We start from the raw sequence: 13,709 nt of genomic DNA, 5'->3' as shown, positions 1-13,709 counted from the left end.
GCGTGGCCGCCGTAGGGGGGTCGGGGAGTTGCGTCAGTTGCGGCAGAACGGAGTGATGAATGAGTTCATTGGCCACCGATCGCGTCGACCAATGCACTTCGGGTGAATTTTCGGCACAACCCTTCGCTCTCTCCCCAGCGCAGACGGCCCTGTGGTATGCCCAGCGGATTCGGCCCGACGTACCCTTGACAATCGCCCAGTACGTCGAGATCCACGGCGATCTCGATGTCGGGTGCCTGCTCTACGCGATCGAGCGTTTCGGTGCCGAGACCGAGGTCGGGCACGTCCGAATGGTAGAGATCGACGGTGTTCCGCATCAGCTGGTGGACTGGTCCCGCCGCCCCGGCTGGGGCCGCATCGACCTGCGCGACGAACCCGATCCGCGCGGCGCCGCACTGCGCTGGATGAACGAGCACGCCAGCTCTCCGATCGATCTGGAACGTGATCCGCTCACAACCAACGTGGTGCTGCGCGTCGGCGACTCCGAGTACTTCTGGTACTCGCGCGGCCACCACATCGTGATCGACGGCTACGGCGCGATGAACGCGCTGACCCGAACGGCCGAGATCTACACCGCGGTGCAGAACCACACGGAGCCGTCGGTCTCGCGCGCGACCGGTCTGGCGCAGATCTACGCCGACGAGTCGGCCTACCGCGAGTCCAACCGGTTCCGCACCGACCGCGAGTACTGGCTCGAGCAACTCTCGGGCGCGGGCGGACCACTCAGCCTGTCCACCGTCGCGGTGACCTCCTCGACGCCGGACCCGGGTAGGCACCTGGCCAAGGGCATGCTCGACGACCGCGCCGACGCCGCCATGACCGCCGCGATGGCGGCGTTCGACACGAACAACTCGACGCTGTTCGTCGCGGCGCTCGCCTGCTACGTGCGCTCGGTGACCGGCGATTCGGACGTGGTGCTTAGCCTGCCCGTCGCGGCGCGGACCACCGTCGCGCTGCGCCGTTCGGCGGGCGTGCTGTCGAACGTGGTGCCGATTCGCCTGCGCTTCGACGCGGGCACCACCGTCGGTGACGTGGTGCGCTCGACGGAACTCCAGATCACCGGCGCGCTGCGGCACCAGCGCTACCGCCACGACGACATCCGGCGCGACTGCGGCTACTCCAGGGACGCGCGCGGCTTCTTCGGGCCGATGGTCAACATCATGCTGTTCCACAACGAGCTGAAGTTCGGCGAGCTGACCGGCTCGCTGCACGTGCTCGCCACCGGTCCGGTGGAAGACCTCTCGATCAACCTCTACAACGGCGAAGCGGACCACATCCACGTCGACTTCGAGGCCAACCCGAGGCTGTACGCCGACCGCGAGGTCGCCATGCACCACGGCCGCTTCCTCGACTTCCTCGGCACCTTCCTGGAGTCCGAGCCGGAGACCCCCGCGGAGTCGCTGTGCGCGATCACCGACGCCGAGCGCGATCTGGTGCTTCGCGAATGGAACGCCACCGAGACGCCCGTCCGGGAAGGCACGCTGGCGGAGCTCTTCGCCGACCGCGTCACGATCTCCCCGGATGCGACCGCGCTCGAGTTCGAGGGACACGCGCTGACCTACCGCGAGCTCGACGAGCGGGCCAACCGGCTGGCGCGGCTGCTCATCGCGCGCGGCGCGGGACCGGACACGGTCGTCGGTCTCTGCCTGCGGCGCAGCATCGAACTGGTCGTCGGCATGTACGCGATCGTCAAGGCAGGCGCGGCCTACCTGCCGCTCGACCCCGACCACCCGGCCGACCGCATCGACGGCATCCTCGGCCAGGCCGCCCCGGTGTGCCTGCTCGGCGCCGAGCGCGACGGGCTCGCCCTTCCGGTGCGCACGCCGGTGCTCATGCTCGACACCTTGGACACGTCCGGCTACGACGCCGCCCCGATCACCGACGCCGACCGGTTGGCGCCGCTGCGTCCCGAGCACCTCGCTTACGTCATCTTCACCTCGGGCTCGACCGGAAAACCCAAGGGCGTCGGCGTATCTCACGAGGCCATCGTGAATCGGCTGCACTGGATGCAGCACGAGTACCCGCTCGACCCTACCGACGCGGTCCTGCAGAAGACCCCGGCCACCTTCGACGTCTCGGTCTGGGAGTTCTTCTGGCCCTTGCAGATCGGCGCGCGGCTGGTGGTCGCGGCACCCGACGGTCACCGCGACCCGGCCTACCTGGCGCGCGTCATCGCCGAGAAGCACATCACCACGGCGCATTTCGTGCCGTCCATGCTTTCGGTGTTCGTCACCGATACCGACGTCCGCGGATGCGCCTGCCTGCGCAGGGTGTTCTGCAGCGGTGAGGCGTTGCCCGCCGCCACCGTCCGCGATTTCCACGCGGTGCAGCGCGGGACCCAGCTGCACAACCTGTACGGGCCCACCGAGGCCGCCGTCGACGTCACCTACTGGCCGTGCCCGAGCGCGCCGGAGACCGTGCCGATCGGCTCGCCGGTCTGGAACACCCAGACCTACGTGCTCGACGAGCAGCTGCGACCGGTGCCGCCCGGCGTCGTCGGCGAGTTGTACCTGGCCGGTGTGCAGCTGGCCCGCGGGTACCTCGGCCAGCCGCGGCTGACCGCCGACCGGTTCGTGGCCAATCCGTTCACCCCCGGCGCGCGCATGTACCGCACCGGCGATCTCGCCCGCTGGCAGCTGGAGCCGACGGCCGAGGGCCGCGGCGTGCTGGAGTACCTGGGCCGCACCGACTTCCAGGTGAAGATCCGCGGCCTGCGCATCGAGCTCGGCGAGATCGAGGCCGCGCTGCTGGACGACGAGCGCGTCACCAGGGCGGTCTGCGTGGCGCACGCCGGGCGCACCGGCGACGAACTGGTGGCCTACGTGGTCGCCGCGCCGGGCGCCGACGACGAGCGCATGGACACCCAGACCCTGCTGGCCGCGCTGCGCCGGACGCTGCCGGCCTACATGGTCCCCTCGGCGCTCATCGAACTCGACGAGCTACCGCTCAGCGCCAACGGCAAGATCGACCGCAAGGCGCTGCCGATGCCGACGCTGGTCGCCAGGACGATGCCGGTGACCGCCGCGCCGCGCACCGAGGTGGAGCGGGCGCTCGCCGCGATCTTCAGCGAGGTGCTCGGCATCGACGCGATCGGGCTCGAGGACGGCTTCTTCGACCTCGGCGGCAACTCGCTGATCGCCGCACGCGCCGTCGCGCGCATCAACGTCGCGCTGGGTACCGCGCTGACCATCCGCGACTTGTTCGAGGCGTCCACGGTGGCCGCGCTCACCCAGCGCTTCGCCTCGCACACCCCCGACACCACCTCGCCGCGGTTGCTGCCCGCCGAACGGCCGGAACGGATTCCGCTCTCGCTGGCCCAGCAGCGGTTGTGGATCCTGAACCGTTTCGCCGAGCACGCCGCCGCGTACAACATGCCGCTGGCCGTCCGTCTCGACGGACCGCTCGACCACGCGGCGCTGCGCGCCGGACTCGTCGACGTGATCGATCGCCACGAGAGCCTGCGCACCACCTTCCCGGAGGCCGCCGACGGTCCCTACCAGCTGATCCACCCGGCCACCGAGATCCCACTGACCCTCGACCCGATCGACGCCATCGGCGCCGACGTGGCCGAGCTGGCCACCGAGTTCGCCGGGTACGGCTTCGATCTGCGCAGCCAGGCGCCGATCCGGGTCGCCCTGTGGAAGACCGGCCCGCAGCAGCACGTGTTCCTGATCGTGCTGCACCACATCTGCGGTGACGGCTGGTCGGTGACGCCGCTGGCCAAGGATCTGATGGCGGCGGTGGCCGCGCGGGCGGAGGGCGCCGCGCCGCGGTGGACGCCGCTGCCGGTGCAGTACGCCGATTTCGCCCTCTGGCAGCGCGAGCTGCTCGGCGACGAGAACGATCCGGCCAGCGCGCTGAGCCGCCAGCTGACCTACTGGCGTTCGGCGCTGGCCGGCCTGCCCGATCAGCTCGACCTGCCGCTGGATCGTCCGCGCCCGATGCGCCGCTCCACCGCCGGCGGCCGGGTCGCGTTCACGATCTCGGCCGAAACCCGCCGCGCCGCAGCCGAACTCGCCGCCAGCCACGGCGTCAGCATGTTCATGGTGCTGCACGCGGCGCTGGCCACCCTGCTGGCCAGGCTGTGCGCGAGCTCCGACATCGCGGTCGGCACCCCGATCGCCGGTCGCTCCGATCCGGCGCTCGACGACCTGGTCGGCATGTTCGTCAACACGCTGGTGCTGCGCACCGAGGTCGACGCGGCAGCAGGCTTCGACCGGATGCTCGACGTGGCCCGGGAGACCGACCTGAACGCGTTCGCCAACGCCGACGTGCCGTTCGAGCGGCTGGTCGAGGTGGTCAACCCGGAGCGCTCGGCCGCCCGGCACCCGCTGTTCCAGGTGATGCTGTCCTACGACCGCGCGCCGGAACTCGGCATCGAGCTGCCGAACGTGACGGCGCAGGTGCTGCCGCTCGCGGCCGACGTCGCCAAGTTCGACCTGCAGCTCGAGGTGCACGACAACTTCGGCGACGGTCCGCTCACCGCCGAATTCGGCTACGCGGTAGACGTTTTCGACGAGCGAACGGTCGAGTCGTTCGCGCGTCGCTTCGTCGCCCTGCTCACCGCCGCCGTCGCCGCGCCGGAGGTGCCGGTCGGCGACATCGACATCCTCGACCGCAAGGAAGCGGCCAACCTGGTGCCCATCTCGGCCGCACCCGCCGAGCCGTCGGTCTCGCTGGCCCGCCTGCTCACCGCCACCGCCGAGCGGCTGCCCGACGCCGTCGCGGTGCGCTACCTCGGACAGGACACCACCTACCGCGAGCTCGACGAGCGGTCGAACCGCTTGGCGCGGGTGCTGATCGAGCACGGCGCGGGTCCCGAGGTCGTGGTGGCGATCGCACTGCCGCGCAGCCTCGACTCGATCGCCGCGGTCTGGGCGGTCGCGAAAACCGGTGCGGCGTATGTGCCGATCGACCCCGGTTACCCGGCCGAGCGGATCGGGCACATGATCGCCGACTCCGGCGCGTTTCTCGGCCTCACCATTCCGGAGTGCTTGGCCGCCATGCCCGAATGGCCCGCGCCGCGCGGGCGGCACCGCAAGTCCTACGTGGACTGGCTGGTGCTCGGGTCGACCGAGCTGGCCGCCGAATGCGACCACCACTCCACCGCGCCGATCACCGACGCAGACCGGCACTACCCGCTACGGACCAGCCACCCGGCCTACCTGATCTACACCTCGGGATCGACCGGCATTCCGAAGGCCGTCGTGGTGACCCACGCCGGTATCGCCTCGCTGGCCAGCGAGCAGATGCACAAGTTCGGCGTCACGGATTCCGCACGCACGCTGCACTTCTCGTCGCCGAGCTTCGACGCGTCGGTGCTCGAACTGCTGCTCGGCTTCGCGGCGGGCGCGACCATCGTGATCGCTCCGGCCGGGATGTACGGCGGCGCCGAACTGGCGGATCTGCTGCGCACCGAACACGTCACGCACGCGTTCATCACCCCCGCCGCGCTGGCGACCGTGCCCGACGAGGGTCTCGACGAGCTCGAGGCCGTGATCGTCGGTGGCGAGGCGTGCTCCGAGGAGCTCGTGGCGACCTGGTCGGCGCGGCACCGCATGCACAACATGTACGGGCCGTCCGAGGCCACCGTCGCCGCGACGGCGTCGGGACCGATGGCGGCGGGAAGTCCGGTGCCGCTCGGCATGCCGGTGCGCGGCATGCGCCTGTTCGTGCTCGACCGGCGCCTGCACCCGGTGCCGCCGGGCACGCCCGGCGAGCTGTACCTGTCCGGTCCCGGTCTGGCCCGCGGCTATCTCGGCCGTTACAGCCTGACGGCGCAACGCTTCCCGGCGAATCCGCACGGAAGGCGCGGCGAAAGGATGTACCGCACCGGCGATCTGGTGGTCGCCGATCCGGCAGGGCGGCTGCGCTTCCTCGGCAGGGCCGACGACCAGATCAAGATCCGCGGCTTCCGCGTCGAGCTCAGCGAGATCGACCACGCGCTGCGCACGCACCCCGGCGTGAGTTTCGCGCTGACGATCGTGCATTCCGGCGATCACGGCGACCCGCGGCTGGTGTCGTACGTGACGGCCGAACACGGCGCGCAGGGCGTGACGCCCGCCGCGATCCTGGAGACGGCGCGACAGCAGCTGCCCGGCTACATGGTGCCCGCCTCGGTGATGGTGCTCGACCGGCTGCCCGTCGCCCCGTCCGGCAAGCTGGACCGAAAGGCCTTGCCGCAGCCGGTGTTCGCGGCCGCCGGTCCGTCGCGCGCGCCGCGCACCGAGGCCGAGATCCGGGTGGCCGGCGTGTTCGGCGCCGTGCTCGGACACCCGGTCGAGGGCGCCGAGGACAGCTTCTTCGACATCGGCGGCACCTCGCTGCTGGCGACCAGGTTGGCGGCCGCGCTGCACGCCGAGTTCGGCGTGGATCTGCCGGTGCGGACGCTGTTCGAGGAGCCGACGGTCGCCGCCGTGGCCGAGCAGTTGGCGGAAGCGCCCCGGACGCAACGGGTGGCGCTGGCTGTGCACACCCCGCGTCCGGGACGCATCCCGCTGTCGCTGCCGCAGCAGCGACTGTGGTTCCTCAATCGATTCTCGCCCGAATCCAGCGCCTACAACATCGCTTTCGTCATTCGAATCGACGGCGATCTGGACGTTCCCGCGCTGCGCGCAGCGCTCACCGATGTGGTGGAGCGGCACGAGGTGCTGCGCACCGTGTACCCGGAGGACAGCGCGGGAGCCCAGCAGCTGGTGCTGCCGATCGGCAGGTCGCTGCCCTCGGTGGAGCCGATCGAGGTCGACGAGGCGGGCGCGAAGGACGCGCTGCGTGTACTCGCGCGCGGCGGCTTCGATCTGACCAGGGACACTCCGCTGCGAATCGCATTGCTGCGCACCGGTACTCAGCGCTACCAGCTCGGCATCGTGCTGCACCACATCGCGGCAGACGGCTGGTCCCTCGGCCCGTTGACCCGCGACCTCGCGCTGGCCTACGCGGCGCGCCGCGCGGGCCACGCGCCTGCGTGGACGCCACTTCCGGTGCAGTACGCCGACTTCGGGCTGTGGCAGCGGGCCTGCCTCGGCGACGAGAGCGATCCGGACAGCGTCGCCGGCGCGCAGCTGGCCTACTGGCGCACCGAGCTGGCCGACCTGCCCGCGGAGTTGCCGCTCCCGTACGACCGGCAACGGCCGCTCGATCCGACCCAGCAGGCGGGCACCGTGCGGTTCGCCGTGCCGGAACCGCTCCAGCGCGCGCTCGCCGAACTCGCCCGCGAGCAGGGCGTCAGCATGTTCATGGTGCTGCGCTCGGCGCTCGCCGTCCTGCTTCGGTTCGTCACCGGCGGCCGCGACATCGTGATCGGCACTCCGGTCGCGGGCCGCACGGACACCAAGCTCGACGAACTGGTCGGCATGTTCGTGAACACCATGATGCTGCGCTCCGACGTGGACCCGGACCGGCCGTTCACCGACCAGCTGCGTGCCGACCGCGACACCGAGCTGACCGCCATGGCCAACGCAGACGTGCCCTTCGAGCGCGTCGTCGAGGAACTGGGCCGGGTCATGGGCGTCGGGGCGAACCGACCGCTGTTCCAGGTGGCGCTGACCGTTCAGGACGGACCCGCGCCGACCCTGGAGCTGCCGGAGCTGGCGCTGAGCGCCGAGGAACTCGACATCGCGCGCGCCAAGTTCGATCTGGAACTGCGGGTCGCGGCCCGCGACACCGGCGCGAGCGACTTCGAGTTCGTCTACGCGGCGGAACTTTTCGACGCCGAGACGGTCGAGACCCTTGCCGATCGGTTCCTGCGCGTGCTGGACGCGGTCACCGCTGACCCGCGTGCGCTTGTCCGCGAGATCGACGCGCGCACCGAGAACGAGCGCAGGCTGCTCAGCCCGGCGACCGGCGGACAGACCACGCCGCAGCTCACCTTGGCGGCGTACTTCACCGCGACGGCGCGCAGGCACGCGCGGCACGACGCGGTGCGGTCCGGCGATGTCTCGATGACCTACGCCGAACTCGACCGCCGCTCGAACCGCCTGGCCCGTGCCCTCGTCGGGCGCGGCATCGGCGTCGGCGATCGGGTCGCGCTCGGCCTGACCCGCTCCATCGACTCGGTGCTCACCGTGCTCGCGGTCGCCAAGTCCGGCGCGGCCTTCGTGCCGGTGGACCCGAACTACCCGGCCGATCGCGTCCGGCACATGCTGACCGACTCCGGCTGCCGGTTCGGCGTCACCGTGTCCGAATACGCCGGGCGGCTGCGCGCGGCGGGCGACGAAGCATCGACCGACTGGCTGTTGCTCGACGAACCGGCCACGACGGCCGAGCTCGACAGGTTGGACGACGGACCGATCGACGACGCGGAACTGTCGCGGCCCGTGCGGATCGCCGACCTGGCCTACATCATCTACACCTCGGGCTCGACCGGTAAGCCGAAGGGCGTCGCGGTCACCCACAGCGGGCTGTCGAACTTCGCCGACGAGATCCGCGACCGGATGCGGGTCGACCCGGACGCGCGGACGCTGCACTTCTCCTCGCCGAGCTTCGACGCCGCCGTGTTCGATCTGCTGCTCGCGGTGGGTTCGGGCGGGACCATGGTGATCTGCCCGCCGGACATCTACGGCGGCGACGAGCTGGCCGCGCTGATGGACCGCGAGCGGATCACCCACACGTTCATGACGCCCGCGGCGCTGTCCACCATCGACAACGAACGTTGGCCGCTGCCGCACCTGCGTTCGCTCATGATCGGCGGCGAAGCGTGGGGGCCGGAGCTGGCGGCCCGCTGGGCGCCGGGACGGCTGATGTTCAACGGGTACGGCCCGACCGAGACCACCGTCGTCGTCACCGCCGCCGAGGTGACCGTCGGCGCGCCGATCACCATCGGCACGCTGGTGCGCGGCGCGCGGGCCACGGTGCTCGACGACCGGCTGCGGCCGGTGCCCGTCGGCGTGCCCGGCGACCTGTACCTCGGCGGATTCGGCGTGGCGCGAGGCTATTTCGACCGCCTCGGACTGACCGCGGCCCGGTTCGTCGCCGACCCGTTCGGGCCGGCGGGCGCCCGCATGTACCGCACGGGTGACGTTGTCCGCTGGAACGCCGCGAACGAGCTGGTCTACCTCGGCCGCAGCGACCACCAGGTGAAGGTGCGCGGGTTCCGCATCGAGCTCGGCGAAATCACCGCCGCGCTCGGCGGGCACCCGAGCGTGCGGTTCGCGCACACCGACGTCCGCCACATCGCGGGCGCCGATCGGATCGTCGCCTTCGTCCAGCCGCTCGATGGGCGCGCCGGCGTGAACACCGAGGCCTTGCGCGCGCATGTCGCCGAACAGCTTCCGGCGCACATGGTTCCGGTGAGCATCACGGTGCTCGACCGGATCCCGCTCACCCCGGTGGGCAAGCTGGACACCGCGGCGCTGCCCGAGCCGCAGTTCGCCGCCGTGTCCGACGGTCGCGCGCCGGAGACCGAACTGGAGAAGCTGGTCGCCGCCGTGATGGCCGAGCTGGTCGGCGCGGAAACGGTCGGCGCGGGCGACAGCTTCTTCGACATCGGCGGAAACTCGCTGCTGGCCACCCAGCTCGTCGCGCGACTGGAGGCGGCGACGAACACCCGGCTCGAGGTGCGCAGCGTCTTCTCCGCGCCGACCGTCGCCGAGCTCGCCGCCATGCTCGAGTCCGGGCCGTCCGGCGCGGACGCGCGCCCCGAGCCGGTGCGCCGCGAGCGGCCCGACCGTATTCCGCTGTCCGCGGCGCAGCAGCGGCTGTGGTTCCTCAACCGGTTCAACGAAGTCGGCCCGGCCGCCGACGGGCCGAACCGCAGCGCGGGCGCCTACAACATCCCGGTCGTGCTGCGCATGCACGGCGAGCTGGATGTCGACGCGCTGGTGCGGGCGCTGCACGACGTGCAGGCCAGGCACGAGTCGCTGCGCACGGTGTTCCCCGAGGTGGACGGCGAACCGGCCCAGGTCGTCCTGGATCCCGCCGACGCGGCGGTGACGCTGTTCGTCGCGACGGTCACCCCCGACGGCGTCGACGACGCGGTCCGGAGCTTCGCCGCACCGGGCTTCGACCTCGGCGAGTCCGTGCCGCTGCGCGCGGCCCTGATCACCGTGTCGGACGAACCCGATCCGGACGGCACGGCACCGCCCGCCGCCTCGACCGACAACGTCCTCGTCCTCGTCGTGCACCACATCGCCATGGACGGTTGGTCGCTGGAGCCGCTGGCGGCGGACGTGGCCGTTGCCTACCGCGCCGCCTGCGCCGGACAGCAGCCGGACTGGGACGAGCTCACCCTGCAGTACGCGGATTACACGCTGTGGCAACGGGATACGCTCGGCACCGAGGACGATCCCGACTCGGTGCTTCGCCACCAGCTCGACTACTGGCGAGCCACCCTCGACGGTGTTCCCGAACTGCTGAACGTGCCCGCGGACCGGCCGCGGCCGCCGGTGCCGTCCTATCGCGGCGGCACGGTGGAATGCGCGATCGACGCGGTCACCCACCGGGAGCTGCAGGCGGTGGCCACCACCAACAACGTCAGCATGTTCATGGTGCTGCACGCCGCGCTCGCGGTGCTGCTGCACCGGATGACCGCCACCGACGACATCGCGGTCGGCACCGCGATCGCGGGCCGCGGCCATCCGGCGCTGGACCGGATGATCGGCATGTTCGTCAACACGCTTGTACTGCGCACCCGCCTCGATCCGGACGCGCGGTTCACCGACCTGCTGCACAGCGTGCGCGACACCGATCTGGACGCGTTCGCGCACGCCGACCTGCCGTTCGAACGCCTCGTCGAGGTGCTCAACCCGGCCCGTTCGCAGGCGCACCACCCGCTGTTCCAGGTGATGCTCTCGGTGCGGAACCGGCCGCTGCGCAGCCTGGAACTGCCCGGTCTGCGCATCGAGGCCGAGGACGGCGACACCGGCATCGCCAAGTTCGACCTGCAGTTCACCCTCACCGAGGAGCAGACCGCTCAGCGCGAGCCAGGCGGTATCTCCCTCGCGGTGAACTACGCGAGCGATCTGTTCGACGAGCGGACCGCGCACGGACTCGGCAAGCGCCTGGTGCGGCTGCTCCACGCGATCGCGGCGACGCCGACCGCCGCCGTCGGCGATCTGGGATTGCTCGCCCCCGAGGAGTGGACCGGGCTGGCTCCGGTGCGCGGCATCGAAGCCGACCGCCCGATCGTCTTCCCGGAGGTGTTCGAGGCCGCGGCGAACGTCGACCGCACCGCCGTGGCGCTGTCCTCGGACGGCACCCACGTCACCTACGACGCGCTTGATCGCTGGACCAACCGGCTGGCCCGCGTGCTCATCGGACACGGCGTCGGCCCGGAAACCCTGGTGGCGCTGGGCATTCCGCGCTCGGTCGAGTCGGTCGCCTCGGTGCTCGCGGTCGCCAAGGCCGGCGCGGCGTTCGTGCCGGTCGACCCCCTGTACCCGGCCGGGCGCATCTCCCACATGCTCACCGATTCCGGTGCGGCGATGGGTATCACGCTCGCCGAGTACCGCGACGAGCTGCCCGACGGCGTCGAGTGGATCGTGCTGGACGATCCGCGGTTCCGCGCGGGCGTGCTCGCGGCGTCGGACAAGGCGATCGTGCAGAAGGAGCGGGTGCGCCCGCTGCGGGTCGACAACCCGGCGTACGTGATCTACACGTCCGGTTCGACCGGCACCCCGAAGGGCGTGATGGTCACCCACGGCGGCCTGTCCAATTTCGCCGCCGAGACCGCGGAGCGCTTCGACGTCCAACCCGGTTGCCGCGTCCTGCATTTCGCGACGCCGAGCTTCGACGCCGCGATGCTTGATCTGCTGCTCGCCCTCGGCGGCGCGGCGACGCTGGTGATCACCCCGCCAGGAGTGGTCGGCGGCGCGGAGCTGGCACAGGTGTTCATCGAGGAACGGATCACCCACGCGTTCATCACGACCTCGGCGCTTGGCACGGTCGACCCGACCGGTGTCACCGATCTGGCGCACGTGCTGGTCGGCGGCGAGGCGCTGCCGCCCGATCTGGTCGCCAGGTGGGCGCCGGGTCGCAACCTGTACAACGTGTACGGGCCCACCGAGACCACCATCGTCACGGTGATCTCCCAGCCCATGGAGCCCGGCGGGCCGATCACCATCGGCGGTCCGATCCGCGGCGTCGCCGCGACCGTGCTGGACGCCAGGCTGCATCCCTCGCCGGTCGGCGTCACCGGTGAGCTGCACCTGGCGGGCAGCGCGCTGGCCCGCGGCTACCTGAACCGGCCCGGGCTGACCGCGCAGCGGTTCGTCGCGAACCCGTACGGCAAGCCGGGCGAGCGCATGTACCGCACCGGCGACCTGGTGCGCTGGTGGTCCGGCGCGGCGGAGGGCGAACACGAGATCGAGTACGTCGGCCGCACCGACCACCAGGTCAAGATCCGCGGCTTCCGTATCGAACTCGGCGAGATCGACATCGCGCTGGCCCGCCACCGCGCGGTCGAGTTCGCCACCACCATCGGCTACCGCACGCCCGCGGGCAGCACGGCGCTGGTGTCGTATGTGAAGCCGCGCAACGGAACCGAGCTCACCGCGGCCGAGTTGACCGAGCACGTGGCCGGGCTGGTGCCGAATTACATGGTGCCGCAATCGATCATGCTCATCGACGAGGTCCCGCTGAGCCCGGTCGGCAAGCTCGACCGCAAGGCGCTGCCGGAACCGGTGTTCAGCGCGTCCGGCGGATACCGGGCGCCGAGCAACCCGATCGAGGCGGCGCTGTGCGCGGCGTTCGAGTCGGTGCTCGGGGTGGAGCGGGTCGGCGCGGACGACGCCTTCTTCGAGCTCGGCGGCAACTCGCTGCTTGCCACGAAGGTCGTCGCGCAGGTGCGGGCCGAGGGCATCGACCTGCCGGTGCAGGTGATGTTCGGCGAGGCGACACCCGCCGCCATCGCCGCGCGGCTGGCCGGTTCCGACGGCGCGGCGACGGCCATGGCCGGTGCGCTCGGTGCGGTGCTGCCGATCCGGCCGACCGCTCCCGGACGCAAGGCTCCGCTGTTCTGCGTCCACCCGGCGATCGGGCTGTCCTGGTGCTACTCGGGTCTGCTCGCGCACCTGTCGCCGGACCGACCGCTGTACGGGCTGCAATCACCGCACGTCGCGGGGGAGGAGGGCTTTTCCACTATCGGCGAGGCCGCCGACTACTACGTGGCGCACATCAAGTCGGTGCAGGCCGAAGGTCCGTACCACCTGCTCGGCTGGTCGCTCGGCGGTCTCATCGCGCACGAGATCGCGGTGCGGCTGCAGGAATCCGGCGACGAGGTGGCGCTGCTGGCGATGATGGACAGCTACCAGCTCTCCGACGAATTGCTCGAACACGCCATCCCCGGCGTCGCCGACATCATCGCGGAGTTCGGCAGCGATCTGGACGACGACGAACTCGATCCCACGATGAGCCTGCTCGACGCGGCGGAACTGCTGCGCTCGCGCCCCGGCGCGTTCGCGGCGCTCACCATCGAGCACCTGGAGCGACTGTACGAGGGCTACACCAACGGCACGGTGCTGGCGCACGGCTTCCAGCCGCGCACCTTCGACGGCGACGTGCTGTTCTTCACCGCCGCGGCCGACGAGGTCAACCAGGCCGATCCGGCACGGTGCGCGGCGGCGTGGGAGCCGTTCGTCACCGGAACCGTCCACGACCACGAACTGCCCTGCCGCCATTCGGCCATGACCGCACCCGAGTCGCTCGCCGTGATCGGACCGGTACTGAACCGGCGGCTCGACGGCGGCGCGGGCACAACGAAGGAGGATGCCTAG

General features: G+C 71.1%; 1 protein-coding gene. It reads left to right on the top strand.

Features of this window, described 5'->3' with window-relative positions:
* Positions 1–59 precede the first annotated feature (59 nt).
* A complete protein-coding gene (locus tag CRP45_RS06625; RefSeq protein WP_097244208.1) occupies positions 60–13,709 on the top strand; it encodes an amino acid adenylation domain-containing protein in 13,650 nt (4,549 codons plus the stop codon).

The organism is Nocardia amikacinitolerans, assembly GCF_900215415.1.
Lineage (GTDB): Bacteria > Actinomycetota > Actinomycetes > Mycobacteriales > Mycobacteriaceae > Nocardia > Nocardia amikacinitolerans.
Note: the sequence above shows the minus strand (reverse complement) of the source record. Positions and strands in the feature narration are given on the sequence as shown.

What these genes read in the sequence shown, in the direction of transcription:
- CRP45_RS06625 (WP_097244208.1), top strand. Translation starts at nt 60, where the DNA reads ATGAGTTCATTGGCCACCGATCGCGTCGACCAATGCACTTCGGGTGAA.